The organism is Caballeronia sp. INML2, from assembly GCF_023631365.1.
Lineage (GTDB): Bacteria > Pseudomonadota > Gammaproteobacteria > Burkholderiales > Burkholderiaceae > Caballeronia > Caballeronia turbans.
Map to the genome: position 1 here is coordinate 138,247 of NZ_JALQDH010000015.1, position 13,289 is coordinate 151,535.

A 13,289-nucleotide genomic window follows, 5' to 3' on the forward strand; every position below is an offset into this window, starting at 1 on the left:
TATTCCTAATTACATAGGCCGATCGGCTAACGACTCCGACAAAAAGTCGATGAAAGTCCGTACCTTGGTCGTCATGTACTTTCGGCTCGTGTACACCGCATACACGGACGGCGCGAACGCCGTGTAGCTCGGCAGCACGCGCACGAGCGAGCCTGAGGCCAGCTCGGGTTCGACGATCCACGCCGGAAAATACGCGAGGCCGAGCCCCGCGCGCACGAGTTGCAGCGCCATCGACGTATCGTTGGTCTTGAGCACAGCTTGATTCTTCACGGTGAACACGCCGTCCGGTCCCGTCAGCGTCACGGTGTCGACGTTCGTGTACGTCGGCAACACGAAGCGATGACGCGCGACATCGTCCGGATGACGCAGCTTGCCGTGCTGTTCGAGATAGGCGCGCGAGCCGGCGAGCACGAAGGGCATCTTGCACAGCGGCCGCACGATCAGCGAAGGCGACGGCTCGGATGTCGCGCGGATCGCCATGTCATAGCCTTCCTCGACCAGATCGACGAAGCGGTTCTCCAGCCGCAGATCGACGAGCACGCCCGGATAGCGCGCCTGATACGCGACGAGCAGATCCGCGAACGTGCGATTGGCGAACCAGCCCGGTGCGGTGACCTTGAGCACGCCTTGCGGCTGCGCGGTCTGCACGCCGACTGCCGCCTGCGCGGCCTGCAGGATGTCGAGCGCCTCGCTGCACTGCTCGTAATACACGCTGCCGGCCTCTGTGAGGCTCAGATGGCGCGTCGTGCGGTTCAAGAGGCGCACGCCCAACTGACGTTCGAGATTGGCAACGTGCTTGCTCGTCATCGCGGTAGAGATGTCGAGCCGCTCGGCGGCTTTCACGAAACTTCCCGCCTCGACGACTTCACGGAACACGCGCAGGCTGGTCAGAGCGTCCATCGATCATTTCCTGTTCGGAAACAAAAAGCCAATGTTAACCGGATTTATCGACGGACGATGCCTGCCTAGACTGCGAGCATTAACCATCACAGGAGTTTCGCGATGTCTACGACTCAAGTTCCCTCAGCCGTGTCCCGCGTACCTGCGCTAGCCGGCTACGCTCACGCTCTGTTGCGCATCGTCGCGTCGTATGTGCTGCTCACGCATGCGAGCGCCAAGCTGTTTCATGTTCCGCACATCGCGATGTTCGATGGCTTGCCGCTCTTCTCGTTGCTCGGCGCGGCGGGCGCCATTGAACTGGTTGGCGGCGTGCTCGTGTTGATCGGCTGGTTCACGCGCGCGGCGGCGTTCGTGTTGTCCGGTGAACTCGCGTTCGCCTATTTCCTCGGACATGCGCCGAATGGACACTTCTTCCTGCCGCTGCTGAATCAGGGCGAGCCGGCCGTGCTGCTGTCGTTCATCTGCCTGTTCATTGCGGCGGCGGGGCCGGGCGCGTGGAGCATCGACAATCGGCGGTGAAGCTATTTCGGCCACTCGTCGAGCTCGTCGTTGAAGAGTGAAGCGACGATCCGGCGCAGCCACATCGTGCGCGCATCGTTATGAAACTTGCGATGCCAGTGCTGCTTCAGATCGAAGCGCGGCAGCGCGAGCGGCGGCTCGGCGAGCGTGATCGACGCATGCTCGGCCACATACGCGAAGCCGATCGCGTGCGGCACCGTCGCGATCAGATCGGTGCGCGACAGGATGAACGGCAGGCTCATGAAGTGCGGCGTCTCGAGCACCGCACGGCGCCGCACGCGTTCCTTGTCGAGAAAATTTTCCAGGATCTCCTGACTGCGGCCTTCGGCGCGCACGACGGCGTGGCCGCATTCCATGAAGCGCGCGAGCGTGAGCGGCTCGCTCGCGTACGGATGATCGCGCCGCATCAGACAGATGAAGCGATGCGAAAAAAGTCGCTGCTGAAAGAAGTTGTTGCCGCGCAGATCCGGGAAATAGCCGACCGCAAGATCGATATCGCCCGATTCGAGCCCGCGCTCGACATCCCCGTGCGACGCCGACACCGAGCGCAGATTCGCATTCGGCGCCTCCTTCGCGAACGCTTGCAGCAGCCGCGGCAGGAATACGATTTCGCCGACATCGGATAGCGCGATCGAGAAAGTCTCCGTGCTTGTCGACGCATCGAAGTGCTGCCGGTCGAGCAGGCCGCGTTCGATGCGCGCCAACGCCTCGCGCGCAGCGGGCACGAGCGCGATGGTGCGCGGCGTCGGTTCCATGCCGCGCGAGGTGCGTACGAAAAGCGGATCGTTGAAGTATTCGCGCAGGCGCGCGAGCGCCGTCGACACGCGCGGCTGGCTCACGCCGAGCCGTTCGGCCGCGCGGCTCACGTTGCGCGTTTCCTCGATGGCGACGAGGTAGGGAATCAGATTGAGATCGAGGTCGTTCATGGCGCGATGCTCCGCCAACGATGTTGGCGCGCGGCGATTCCCACGTCAACGCGCGCCATCAGCCGCGCCGCGCGACCATGTCCGACACGCGCTGAGCCGCTTCCTGCAACGGCTCCAGAAACGCTTTCACCATCTGTCTGGCGTTTTTGCGCTGGGCGTTTCCGCTGATGTTCAGCGCCGCGATCACGCGTCCCTGCCGGTCGCGGATCGGCGCGGACATCGAAATCAGCCCTTCCTCCAGTTCCTGATCGACGATCGCCCAGCCCTGGCGGCGCACGATGGCGATCGCTTCCTTGAGCGCGTTCTTGTCGACGACCGTGCGCGGCGTGCGCGCGACGAGCGGGCTCGAATCGAGCACTTCGTCGAGGCGCGCTTCGTCGAGCGCGGCGAGCAGCACGCGACCCATCGACGTGCAGAACGCGGGCAGGCGGCTGCCGATCGACAGATTCTGCGTAATGATCTTGTGCGTCGGCACGCGCAGGACATAGACGATTTCCGCGCCGTTCAGCACCGCGGCCGAGCAGCTTTCGTGAACCTGCTCGACGAGGTCTTCCATCACCGGCTCCGCGAGATTCCAGAAGGGCATCGAGGTCAGGTACGCGAACCCGAGGTCGAGAATCTTCGGCGTCAGTTGAAAGAGACGCCCGTCGGCTTCGACATAGCCGAGCGCCTGCAGCGTCAGAAGAATGCGGCGGGCGCCCGCGCGCGTGAGGCCCGTTGCCGCGGCGACATCGGTGAGCGTCTGGGCGGGGCGGTTCGCGTCGAACGAACGGATCACCGCGAGCCCGCGTGCGAAAGACTGAACGTATGCGTCGCCGGGGCGCGTCTGCGTGTCTTGCGGCTCGGCATCTGGATTGGGCGTGGCTGGATTCTTCATAAGGCTCGTCACGAAAGGGGCGAACGGTCTGCGGCTTCAGTGAAAACCCGCAGTTTGCGCATGCTTCGTTGACACGACAACGAACGCGGGACTACTATGCCGATGTTCGCTAAACGAATCCATGTTCGCATGACGAACATTTTGAAGCAAGTCTGATTACCAACTGGTAAACCCGAATTCGAGGCGCGATTTTCAAATCGGCGCCCGAGACAGGAGAAGGAACGGCACATGATCAACAAGATTTTCGATTCGCTCGCCTCGGCCGTGGCCGACGTCCACGACGGCGCGACCATCATGATCGGCGGTTTCGGTACGGCGGGCATGCCCTCCGAGCTGATCGACGCGCTCATCGAGCAGGGCGCGCGCGAACTCACGATCGTCAACAACAACGCCGGCAACGGCGACACGGGCCTGGCTGCGTTGCTCAAGGCGAAGCGCGTGCGCAAGATCATCTGCTCGTTCCCGCGCCAGACGGATTCTTATGTATTCGACGCGCTGTACCGCGCGGGCGAAATCGAACTGGAACTCGTGCCGCAGGGCAATCTGGCCGAGCGCATCCGTGCGGCGGGCGCGGGCATCGGCGGCTTTTTCACGCCGACCGGCTACGGCACGAAGCTCGCGCAAGGCAAGGAAACGCGCGTGATCGACGGCAAGCACTATGTGCTCGAAGCGCCGCTGCATGCGGATTTCGCGCTCGTGAAGGCATTCAAGGGCGACCGCTGGGGCAATCTGGTCTATCGTAAAACTGCGCGCAACTTCGGCCCGATCATGGCGAGCGCCGCGAAAACGGCGATCGCGCAGGTCTCGAAGGTCGTGCCGCTCGGTGAGTTGGACCCCGAAAACATCGTGACGCCGGGCATCTTCGTGCAGCGCGTCGTGGAAGTGCCGCAAGCCGTGCATCAAGCCGAACTCGCTGCTTAAGGAAGGACGAAAAGCCATGAAGAAACTCACTCGTGACGAAATGGCCAGGCGCGTGGCCGCGGATATTCCCGAAGGCGCATACGTGAATCTGGGCATCGGCGTGCCGACGCTCGTCGCCAATCACCTCGCGGCGGATCGCGAAATCTTCCTGCACAGCGAAAACGGCCTGCTCGGCATGGGCCCGGCGCCCGCTGCCGGCTCCGAAGACGACGAACTCATCAACGCCGGCAAGCAACATGTGACGCTGCTGACGGGCGGCGCCTATTTTCATCACGCCGACTCGTTCGCGATGATGCGCGGCGGCCACCTCGACTTCTGCGTGCTCGGCGCATTCCAGGTGTCGGCGACGGGCGATCTCGCGAACTGGCACACCGGCGCGCCCGATGCGATTCCGGCCGTCGGCGGCGCGATGGACCTCGCGATCGGCGCAAAGCAGGTCTATGTGATGATGGAACTGCTGACGAAGCAGGGCGAAAGCAAGCTCGTCGCGCAATGTTCATATCCGGTGACGGGCGTCCAGTGCGTGGATCGCGTGTACACGGACCTCGCCGTGTTCGACGTGACGCCGGAAGGCTTCGTCGTGCGCGAGATCGTGGAAGGTCTGTCGTTCGACGAATTGCAGAAGCTGGCCAAGGTGCCGCTTCAATACGCGCCGCTGACCGAAGCCGTCTGACGCCTGAGAGACATAAAGGAACTGGAGCAACTGATGAAAGAAGCTTTCGTATGTGATGCCATCCGCACGCCGATCGGCCGTTACGGCGGTTCGCTGTCCTCCGTGCGCGCCGACGATCTGGGCGCCGTGCCGCTGCGTGCGCTCGTCGAGCGCAACAAGGAAGTGGACTGGGAAGCGGTGGACGAAGTGATCTACGGCTGCGCGAATCAGGCGGGCGAAGACAACCGCAACGTCGCGCGCATGTCGGCGCTTCTGGCCGGACTTCCGGTCGGCACGCCGGGCTCGACGGTGAACCGCCTGTGCGGCTCGGGCATGGACGCGATCGGTGTCGCGGCGCGGGCGATCAAGGCAGGCGAGACGAGCCTGATGATCGCGGGCGGCGTCGAGAGCATGAGCCGCGCGCCGTTCGTGATGGGCAAGGCGACGAGCGCGTTCTCGCGTTCCGCCGAAATTCACGACACGACCATCGGCTGGCGTTTCATCAATCCGCTGATGAAGAAGCAGTACGGCGTCGATTCGATGCCCGAGACCGCCGAAAACGTCGCGGACGACTACAAGATCAGCCGCGCCGATCAGGACGCGTTCGCACTGCGCTCGCAGCAGAAGGCGGCGCGCGCGCAGAAGGACGGGACGCTCGCACAGGAAATCGTCGCGGTGACGATTCCGCAGAAAAAGGGCGATGCGCTCGTCGTCGACCGCGATGAGCATCCGCGTGAAACGAGCCTCGAAGCGCTCGCCAAGCTCAAGGGCGTCGTGCGTCCGGACGGAAGCGTGACGGCCGGCAACGCGTCGGGCGTGAACGACGGCGCGGTCGCGATGCTGATCGGCGACGAGGAAAGTGCTAAGCGCCACGGTCTCACGCCGCGCGCGCGCATTCTCGGCCTCGCGACCGCGGGCGTGCCGCCGCGCGTGATGGGCATCGGCCCGGGTCCGGCGTCGCAGAAGCTGCTCGCGCGTCTTGGCATGACCATCGACCAGATGGATGTGATCGAGCTGAACGAAGCCTTCGCGTCGCAAGGACTGGCGACGCTGCGCATGCTCGGCGTCGCCGACGACGATCCCCGCGTCAACCCGAACGGCGGCGCGATCGCGCTGGGCCATCCGCTAGGCGCGTCGGGCGCGCGGCTCGTCACGACCGCGAGCTACCAGCTTCATCGCACCGGCGGCCGCTTTGCGCTGTGCACGATGTGCATCGGCGTGGGCCAAGGCATCGCGATGATCATCGAGCGCGTCTGACGCAATGTTCGCATCCACGGGACGTCTCACCGATCTCGTGTGCGGCAACGCCGCCGCGAACGAGATCTGGTCGCCGCGCGCGACCGTGCAGGCGATGCTCGACGTCGAAGCCGCGCTCGCGCGTGCGTCGGCGCTGCATCGCGTGATTCCGCCGGGCGCGGTCGAGGCGATCGTCGCCGCATGCAACGCGGACAACATCGACGGCGACGCACTGATGACCGGCGCGCAAGCAGGCGGCAACCTCGCGATTCCGCTCGTCAAGCAATTGACGGCCGTCGTGAAGGCGAGCGATGCCGAAGCCGCGAAGTATGTGCACTGGGGCGCGACGAGTCAGGACATCATCGATACGGGCGTCGTGCTGCAATTGCGCGCGGCGCTCGATCTCTTCGATGCCGACCTGCGTTCGTTGTCCGATGGGCTCGCGCAGCAGGGCGACCGGCATCGCGCAACGCCGATGATCGGCCGCACGTGGCTTCAGCAAGCGCTGCCGATCACGCTCGGCCTGAAGTTCGCGCAATGGCTCGATGCGGTGACGCGTCATCGCCAGCGTCTTGCGGAGTTGAAAGCGCGCACGCTGGTGCTGCAATTCGGCGGCGCGGCGGGAACGCTCGCGAGTCTGCGTGACAAGGCGCTGCCGGTTGCGGCATCGCTCGCGCAAGATCTGAGACTGACGCTTCCCGCGCTGCCTTGGCATACGCAGCGCGACCGCATCGCGGAAGCGGCGTCCTTCTTCGGCATGTTGACGGGCACGCTGGGAAAAATCGCGCGCGACATTTCGCTCATGATGCAGACCGAAGTCGGCGAAGTCGCGGAACCCGCCGCGGCAGGCAAGGGCGGTTCGTCGACGATGCCGCACAAGCGCAATCCCGTCGGCTGCGCCGCGGTGCTCACCGCCGCGACACGCGCGCCGAACCTCGTCGCGACGATCTTCGCCGGCATGGTTCAGGAGCACGAGCGCGCATTGGGTGGCTGGCAGGCCGAGTGGGAGGCGCTGCCCGACCTCGCACGCCTGACGGCCGGGGCGCTTTCGAACATCGTAGGCATCGTTGCGGCGATGGAAGTCAACGTCGAACGTCTCGCGCACAACCTCGATGTGACGAACGGCCTCGTGCTCGGCGAAGCGGTGATGCTCGCGCTCGGCGACGCCATCGGCAGGCTCGATGCGCACAAGCTCGTCGAAGGCGCATCGAAGGCGTCGGTCGCGAAGGGCACGTCGCTCTTCGACGAACTCGCCGCGAACGAAACCGTCACGCGCCATCTCTCGCAAGATCAATTGAAGCAATTGCTCGATCCGGCGAACTACGTCGGTGAGGCGCAGGCGTTCGTCGCTGCCGCCATCGCGAGCGCTAACTCGAAACAACAGGAGCAGTAAAAACATGCCTCTTGCCGAAGTGAACGGAACGCGGATTCACTATCGCATCGATGCCACGGCGGGCGACAGCGCGCCGTGGCTCGTGCTGTCGAATTCGCTCGGCGCCGATGTCTCGATGTGGACGCCGAACATCGAGGCCTTCGCGAAGCACTACCGCGTGGTGCGCTACGACACGCGCGGCCACGGCCATTCCGACGTGCCGCCGGGACCCTACACGATCGATCAGTTGATCGGCGACGTGATCGGCCTCATGGATCATCTGAAAATCGAGCGCGCGAACTACTGCGGCCTGTCGATGGGCGGGCTGACCGGCATCGGTTTGGCCGCGCGTCATCCGGAACGTTTCTCGCGCGTCGTGCTGTCGAACACCGCCGCGCTGATCGGCTCCGACGCCGTATGGACGCCGCGCGCCGCGAAGGCGCGCGAGCCGGGCGGCATGCCCGCGCTCACCGACGCCGTGATCGCGCGCTGGTTCACCGCGCCGTTCATCGAGCGCGAGCAACTCGAGCTCGCAAATATCCGCGACGTGTTTCGCCACACCTCGGGCGATGGCTACGCGTCGAACTGCGAGGCGATCCGCGACGCCGATCTGCGCGACGAAGCCAAAACGATCAGGCTGCCGGTGCTCGTGATCGCAGGCACGCACGATCTGTCGACGACGGCCGAGCAGGGCCGCGAGCTCGCGGGTTACATCGACGGATCGCGCTACCTCGAACTGGACGCGGCGCATCTGTCGAACATCGAAAAGCGCGACGACTACACGCGCGCCGTCCTCGACTTCCTCGGAGAAAAGAAATGACCGACGACGAACGTTACGAAGCGGGGATGAAGGTGCGTCGCGCGGTGCTGTCCGATGCGCACGTGGACCGCTCGCTTGCGAATCGCACGGAGTTGACGACGGAGTTCCAGAACTTCATCACGCGCTATGCGTGGGGCGAGATCTGGACGCGCGATGGCCTGCCGCGCCACACGCGCAGCCTCATCACGATCGCGATGATGGTTGCGCTCAACCGCAGCGAGGAACTCGCGCTGCACTTGCGCGCCGCGAAGAACAATGGCGTGACGCAGGACGAAATCAAGGAAGTGCTGCTACAGACGGCGGTCTACTGCGGCGTGCCGGCGGCGAATTCGGCATTCCACCTTGCGCAGAAGATCTTCGACGAGGAAAGCAAGGCGTAATCGCGTAATACGGCTTCGAGAGGAACCGTCTCCGGGAAACCGGAGACGGTTTTTTTTGTTTCTGGACTCAGAACGCGTAGTACGGTCCCGGTCCGGCGGGCGTCGCGCGTCCGGCGAGCGCCGTGAACACGCGGCGCCCGTAGAAGAACGGCAAGCCCCAGTCGAAGTAGCCGCTCGCCGCGCCGGCGAGGTTGTCGAAGGCGAAGTTGCCTGTGCCGAACAATGCGGTCGATTGCGCGACGGTAAAGCTCACCGCGCTTTGTGCGCCGCTCGACGAGCGAATGGTCGCCGCGATCGTCTGCGGTGTGGACGGGCAATACCACACGCCGCATTTCGCAAGCGTCGTCGAAGGGAAGAAGACGCCGTTCGATCCGCTGTCGATGAAACTCGACCCATACTGGCTGCCGCCGAAATCCGTCGTGACGTAGCCCGACGACGAACTCGACTTGAGCACGGTCGCCGAGCCGAGCAGATTGTTCGACTGCGAGCCGATGCCGAAAGTCATCGTGCCGGTCACGGTCATCGCGCCGTTGTCCGGCACGTCGGGAAGCTCGATCAGCACGCCATTGTTGTCGGTGGCGAAGTTCGCGACCGGATTCGTCACCTGCTGGGCGACCGCCACCGTGCTCGAGACGCAGTTGCCCGCGATGCAGCTGTAGTACCAGCGCGGCATCGCGGTGACCGCACATCCCGCGCCGCAATCGGCGCTGAAGGGCCCGACGCCGAGAATGCCGTTCGCGCGCAAGGACGACGCGGAGAGCATCGGCAGACCGGACTGGGTGCAGTCCTGCGCGGTCGTGGGCGCGGCGCTGTCGGCGATCAGTTGGACGGAGGTCGAGCGCGCGACCTGGCCGGCGAGCCGCACGTCGGCCGTGCGTACCGCGCCCCACGTGTAACCCGAACCGAACACCGCGCATTCCGCAACGATCGCGCTTTGATTGCTGCCCGCGATCAGCGGCAAGGCAATCGACGGGCTGAGCGCGGAGGCAAGCACGCGCAGGCCATGCGAGCCGGTATCGACCTGAATGTTGTCGATGGTCTGACAGGTGTTCGTGCCGGGCACGCAGATCGTGACGCTCGTTTGCAGCATGTTGCGCGTGTTGGTGGGCGTGCTGGTGACGTGGATCGTCTGGACGTTGGGTGTCGTCGATTGCGGCAGGCTCGTGTCCGTGGACGCAGGCGATGGGGCGCTCGAGGGCGTGGCGGCGCTTGCCGCGGCCGCCGCGCTCGCGGTTGCGGGCGCGCTCGGTTGCGGGGGCGGCGCGGCGGAACTGTCGTTCGAGCCTCCGCCTCCGCCGCACGCGTTAAGCAGGGCGCAGAGCGCGAAGAGGGGCATCGAGTGGAGGGCGCGTGTGTTCATCGTCGGCCTCTCACTGGATGTCGCTCGATGTCACGCCCGCCGGCAGGCCGCTCGCGAGCCATGCGCGTCCGCTGAATTCGCGAAGCCGCACGCGATTTTCGACGACGAGATCGCCCTGCGCGACGCGCGTCGCATGCAGACCGGCGTCGCCGACCGACGCATTCGCGCCTTGCCTGAACGTCTCGAAGTGCGCGCCAAGCAGCGCGCCGATGTCCGGCATCGCCGGGCCGCGCCAGGAGACGCCGTACACCGCACCGCTCGTATCGACATATTCACGCACGACGATGCCTTGTTGGTCGGTCGTTTCGCGATATTGCACGAGTCCGCCCTGTGCCTGATGCACGACATCGCCTTGCGAGGCACCGGCGGCGCGCCCGGTCGCGCCGAGTTCCGCGCGAGCGGGCGCCGTCGCGCCGATCGTGAGAATCGCCAGGCCAGCGATCGCGTAGTGAGGAATTCTGATCTCTCTCATGTACTTTCTCCGTTATTTAGGACTCTTCTTGTTTTTGAGATGGGATTTTAGATGTAGAGCCCGGCAAAACGATACGGAGGAAGGCACGTGGCAGAGCGATCGATTCCCGTCGTACTAGCGATAAATTCGCCTATAAATCAGCAGGTTGCACACAGCGAAAGACCGAATTCCTGATTTTCGTGATTGTCATAAATTGTCAATGCGATGCCGGAGCGTCTTAAATACAAAATGCGCACGCGCTATTTGGCTGCTTTCAATCCGCATTCTGCGACACCGAGCAATAGGCAAGATGCGCGCGCTGCACGCGCTCGCCGGAGGCCGACCGGACCTCTTTTTTTCACGGCACACCGTCGGACCGGTAAAATGCTGGGTTGATCCACGGAAGAACGCCCGTGGCGTAGCGGAAGGATTTCTCCAAATGACAGATTTTCGTGTGACCAAGCGCATGGCTGCGCTTTTCGCGGTGGCCGGAATCGTGGCGGGATGCGGCAGCACCAATCCCAACGCATTCAACTACAAGAGCGATCAGCGTTCCAAACAGGTGTCTCTCGCCGTTCCGCCGAATCTGCTCGACGAAGCGGTCGACCAGCGCTCGCTGCCGCCGCAGGGCGGGCAGGCATCGCTCTCCGAGCTTCAACAAGTCCAGAAAGTCGCACCGAACGCGCCCACGGTGGTCCCGCCGGTCTCCGGCATGCACATTCAACGCGACGGCACCGAGCGTTGGCTCGTCGTCGATGGCAAGACGCCCGATCAGGTATGGCCGCAAATCCGCCGTTTCTGGCAGGAGCAGGGCTTCCTGCTCGTCGTCGATCAGCGCGACAAGGGTGTGATGGAAACGGACTGGAACGAAACCCATCCGCAGATTTCGGACGGCCTGATCCGTGACACGCTCGCCAAGGCAACCGGCAATTCGTATGTGACCGCTGAGCGCAACAAGTACCGCACGCGCCTCGAAACGGCACCGAGCGGCGGCACTTATGTGTTCATCAGCCAGAAGGGCATGCGCGAGGCGCTGACGGGCGTGAACAACGATTCCAGCCAGTGGCAGGCGCGTCCGAACGATCCGGCGCTGGAAAACGAATATCTCAAGCGTCTGATGTCCTCGCTCGCGATGGCCGATCAACGGACCGCTTCGGGCGGCGCGACGCCGCTCGACACGCCGGTTGCGGCAGGCGCAGCAGGCGCCGCAGGCGCGCAAGCCGCGAAGGGCGGTGATTCGAAGGCCGCGTCGGTTGCGGCACAGAATGTCGCGAACACGGGCAACTCGCCGATTCGCAACGAAGTCGTGCCCGAGGCCACGACCTCGCAACTGACGTTGCCGGAAGCGTATGACCGCGCGTGGCTGCGCGTGGGCATCGCGCTCGATCGCGCGAACTTCACGGTGGACGACCGCGACCGCAGCAAGGGCGTCTACTACGTGCGTTATGTCGATCCCACGGACAAGTCATCCGCGGAGCAGGGCTTCTGGAGTCAGGTGTTCCACGGCCGCAAGGAAATGAAGGCCAAGCAATATCAGGTCAACGTGCGCGCAGTCACGGAGCAGCAGACGCGCGTGGCGATCGTCGACGACAAGGGGAATGTCGATTCGTCCCCGCAGGCGCGCCAGATCATGGCGTTGCTCGCCGACCAGATCAGCTGAACGTACCGTCAGCCTGATCGCAGGGAAACCGCCTCGTCCGCGAGGCGGTTTTTTTATGCCCGCCGCACGCGCAAACGATTTTTTCAGCATGCACAGAAATGCGAGCGTCGCCCGAGAATTGCGCAGACAATTCTTTCTATCGGGAAATGTGCGCAAAAGCTTATAGAAATGAACGGGCGGACAGTACATTGCATCAATAGCGTCATTCACCCGCCCGAAGCGCTTCGAAAGCGCGTCATCAGGCGCGTCGCACTGGACAAACAGACGATTGGTTCGCTACGCGCGAACCCCGATGGCCCCGTCGCCTATCCTCGTAGGGCGACGGTTTTTGCCCGCGTTTCGCTTGGAACGCGGGCTTTTTCTTTGCGTGCGCTCATCGGATGTTTTCAGCGATCTCGGCGGAGCGCGGTTATGCTCGTGCTTTCATCGCTTCATTGAATAATGAGAACATTCATGTCGGAAGTTGCCGTCGTTGCTATTTTCGTCGCCAAGCCGGGCAAGGAAGAGGAACTGAGGCAGGTGCTCGAAGCCAACGTCGAGCCGACGCGGAAAGAACCGGGTGCGCTGCAATACGACTTGCACCGCGACATCAAGGAGCCGCGGCGCTTTATCTTCGTCGAGCGCTGGGAGAGCGAAGCCGCGCTCCAAAAGCACGGCGAATCGGCGCATATTCAGGCGTTTCGCGCCAAAGCGCCGGATCTGTACGAGCACGGCGAGGTCCGCGTCGCGAGCAAGATCCTCTGACGGTCGAGACCGTCTTCAGTGCGTTTCGTGCGGAACGTCGAGGATCAGGATGATGGTCCAGTCGGCGTCGCCGTCGTGGTGATACTGGCGCTCCGCGACGATGAACGGTTGTTGCTTGCCGCTCGGCCCGAGGAAGAGCACGTCACCTTCCATCGGCAGACATTCGACCGGCGGCAGCGCCAGATACGAGTCCTTGTTCACGTTGCGCGGCATCAGTTTTTCGATCTTGCGCGATGCCGCTTCGGTCCATTCGATATCGAGCTGGATATTGCTCATGCTGTCGTTCGCACGGTGAGTGCGCTCCACGGTTGAATCATTGAAAAGACGATGCGCAATGTAGCACACGCCATGCTCGATCCATGAGGCGCGCCAAACGAAAAAACGGCCCTGAGGCTAATGCCGTTCAGTTAGCGCTGCACGGCATTTTTGTTTATGGGGTGAGAAGTGGTTGTAAACGGAGCGCCGGGCTGT

At 63.7% G+C, this 13,289-nt stretch carries 15 protein-coding genes; 9 read left to right on the plus strand and 6 right to left on the minus strand.

Annotated features, from left to right (window positions below):
• Positions 1-9: 9 nt before the first annotated feature.
• Complete coding sequence (locus tag NCT32_RS05755; RefSeq protein ID WP_061120069.1) at positions 10-900, minus strand: LysR family transcriptional regulator; 891 nt, start codon at positions 898-900, stop codon at positions 10-12.
• Positions 901-1,002: 102 nt separating this feature from the next.
• Here NCT32_RS05755 and NCT32_RS05760 point away from each other — a divergent pair, with 102 nt between their 5' ends.
• Positions 1,003-1,419: a DoxX family protein gene (locus NCT32_RS05760; RefSeq protein ID WP_250476534.1), complete on the plus strand. Its 417-nt coding sequence runs from the start codon at positions 1,003-1,005 to the stop codon at positions 1,417-1,419.
• Positions 1,420-1,421: 2 nt separating this feature from the next.
• Here the strand turns inward: NCT32_RS05760 and NCT32_RS05765 are convergent, their stop codons facing one another.
• Positions 1,422-2,345: a LysR family transcriptional regulator gene (locus NCT32_RS05765; protein ID WP_061120067.1), complete on the minus strand. Its 924-nt coding sequence runs from the start codon at positions 2,343-2,345 to the stop codon at positions 1,422-1,424.
• A gap of 58 nt (positions 2,346-2,403) precedes the next feature.
• Positions 2,404-3,222, minus strand: coding sequence for an IclR family transcriptional regulator (locus tag NCT32_RS05770; protein ID WP_061120066.1), 819 nt, complete (start codon positions 3,220-3,222; stop codon positions 2,404-2,406).
• Positions 3,223-3,450: 228 nt separating this feature from the next.
• Here NCT32_RS05770 and NCT32_RS05775 point away from each other — a divergent pair, with 228 nt between their 5' ends.
• The 6 genes from NCT32_RS05775 to pcaC are packed head-to-tail and all read left to right on the plus strand — an operon-like array spanning position 3,451 to position 8,603.
• Positions 3,451-4,143, plus strand: a complete 693-nt coding sequence (locus NCT32_RS05775; protein ID WP_061120065.1) for a 3-oxoacid CoA-transferase subunit A — start codon at positions 3,451-3,453, stop codon at positions 4,141-4,143.
• 16 nt (positions 4,144-4,159) lie between these two features.
• Positions 4,160-4,816: a 3-oxoacid CoA-transferase subunit B gene (locus NCT32_RS05780; protein ID WP_061120064.1), complete on the plus strand. Its 657-nt coding sequence runs from the start codon at positions 4,160-4,162 to the stop codon at positions 4,814-4,816.
• Positions 4,817-4,849: 33 nt separating this feature from the next.
• Positions 4,850-6,052: a 3-oxoadipyl-CoA thiolase gene (pcaF, locus tag NCT32_RS05785; RefSeq protein ID WP_061120063.1), complete on the plus strand. Its 1,203-nt coding sequence runs from the start codon at positions 4,850-4,852 to the stop codon at positions 6,050-6,052.
• 4 nt (positions 6,053-6,056) lie between these two features.
• Complete coding sequence (locus NCT32_RS05790) at positions 6,057-7,424, plus strand: 3-carboxy-cis,cis-muconate cycloisomerase (protein WP_061120062.1); 1,368 nt, start codon at positions 6,057-6,059, stop codon at positions 7,422-7,424.
• A gap of 4 nt (positions 7,425-7,428) precedes the next feature.
• Positions 7,429-8,223: a 3-oxoadipate enol-lactonase gene (pcaD, locus tag NCT32_RS05795; protein ID WP_061120061.1), complete on the plus strand. Its 795-nt coding sequence runs from the start codon at positions 7,429-7,431 to the stop codon at positions 8,221-8,223.
• The gene (gene pcaC, locus NCT32_RS05800) at positions 8,220-8,603 is read left to right on the plus strand and encodes a 4-carboxymuconolactone decarboxylase (protein WP_008350165.1); all 384 of its coding nucleotides are present in this window, start codon (positions 8,220-8,222) and stop codon (positions 8,601-8,603) included. Before pcaD ends, pcaC begins: the two co-directional genes overlap by 4 nt.
• A 67-nt stretch (positions 8,604-8,670) precedes the next feature.
• On the opposite strand, the gene NCT32_RS05805 is transcribed toward pcaC, so the two are convergent.
• Together NCT32_RS05805 and NCT32_RS05810 are read right to left on the minus strand one after the other, a co-directional pair.
• A complete protein-coding gene (locus tag NCT32_RS05805; RefSeq protein WP_061120060.1) occupies positions 8,671-9,963 on the minus strand; it encodes a DUF3443 domain-containing protein in 1,293 nt (430 codons plus the stop codon).
• Between the two features lie 10 nt (positions 9,964-9,973).
• A complete protein-coding gene (locus NCT32_RS05810; RefSeq protein ID WP_061120059.1) occupies positions 9,974-10,435 on the minus strand; it encodes a DUF2844 domain-containing protein in 462 nt (153 codons plus the stop codon).
• A 418-nt stretch (positions 10,436-10,853) separates the two neighbouring features.
• Here NCT32_RS05810 and bamC point away from each other — a divergent pair, with 418 nt between their 5' ends.
• The gene (gene bamC, locus NCT32_RS05815) at positions 10,854-12,074 is read left to right on the plus strand and encodes an outer membrane protein assembly factor BamC (protein WP_061120058.1); all 1,221 of its coding nucleotides are present in this window, start codon (positions 10,854-10,856) and stop codon (positions 12,072-12,074) included.
• 453 nt (positions 12,075-12,527) lie between these two features.
• Entirely contained in the window at positions 12,528-12,818 is a 291-nt protein-coding gene (locus NCT32_RS05820; protein WP_061120057.1) for a putative quinol monooxygenase, read from the plus strand.
• 15 nt (positions 12,819-12,833) lie between these two features.
• On the opposite strand, the gene NCT32_RS05825 is transcribed toward NCT32_RS05820, so the two are convergent.
• Positions 12,834-13,094: a hypothetical protein gene (locus NCT32_RS05825; protein WP_035503563.1), complete on the minus strand. Its 261-nt coding sequence runs from the start codon at positions 13,092-13,094 to the stop codon at positions 12,834-12,836.
• Positions 13,095-13,289 lie beyond the last annotated feature (195 nt).

Bases quoted from the DNA above. Each gene is read 5' to 3' on its own strand.
- NCT32_RS05755 (WP_061120069.1), bottom strand. From the start codon at position 900: ATGGACGCTCTGACCAGCCTGCGCGTGTTCCGTGAAGTCGTCGAGGCG.
- NCT32_RS05760 (WP_250476534.1), top strand. From the start codon at position 1,003: ATGTCTACGACTCAAGTTCCCTCAGCCGTGTCCCGCGTACCTGCGCTA.
- NCT32_RS05765 (WP_061120067.1), bottom strand. From the start codon at position 2,345: ATGAACGACCTCGATCTCAATCTGATTCCCTACCTCGTCGCCATCGAG.
- NCT32_RS05770 (WP_061120066.1), bottom strand. From the start codon at position 3,222: ATGAAGAATCCAGCCACGCCCAATCCAGATGCCGAGCCGCAAGACACG.
- NCT32_RS05775 (WP_061120065.1), top strand. From the start codon at position 3,451: ATGATCAACAAGATTTTCGATTCGCTCGCCTCGGCCGTGGCCGACGTC.
- NCT32_RS05780 (WP_061120064.1), top strand. From the start codon at position 4,160: ATGAAGAAACTCACTCGTGACGAAATGGCCAGGCGCGTGGCCGCGGAT.
- pcaF (WP_061120063.1), top strand. From the start codon at position 4,850: ATGAAAGAAGCTTTCGTATGTGATGCCATCCGCACGCCGATCGGCCGT.
- NCT32_RS05790 (WP_061120062.1), top strand. From the start codon at position 6,057: ATGTTCGCATCCACGGGACGTCTCACCGATCTCGTGTGCGGCAACGCC.
- pcaD (WP_061120061.1), top strand. From the start codon at position 7,429: ATGCCTCTTGCCGAAGTGAACGGAACGCGGATTCACTATCGCATCGAT.
- pcaC (WP_008350165.1), top strand. From the start codon at position 8,220: ATGACCGACGACGAACGTTACGAAGCGGGGATGAAGGTGCGTCGCGCG.
- NCT32_RS05805 (WP_061120060.1), bottom strand. From the start codon at position 9,963: ATGAACACACGCGCCCTCCACTCGATGCCCCTCTTCGCGCTCTGCGCC.
- NCT32_RS05810 (WP_061120059.1), bottom strand. From the start codon at position 10,435: ATGAGAGAGATCAGAATTCCTCACTACGCGATCGCTGGCCTGGCGATT.
- bamC (WP_061120058.1), top strand. From the start codon at position 10,854: ATGACAGATTTTCGTGTGACCAAGCGCATGGCTGCGCTTTTCGCGGTG.
- NCT32_RS05820 (WP_061120057.1), top strand. From the start codon at position 12,528: ATGTCGGAAGTTGCCGTCGTTGCTATTTTCGTCGCCAAGCCGGGCAAG.
- NCT32_RS05825 (WP_035503563.1), bottom strand. From the start codon at position 13,094: ATGAGCAATATCCAGCTCGATATCGAATGGACCGAAGCGGCATCGCGC.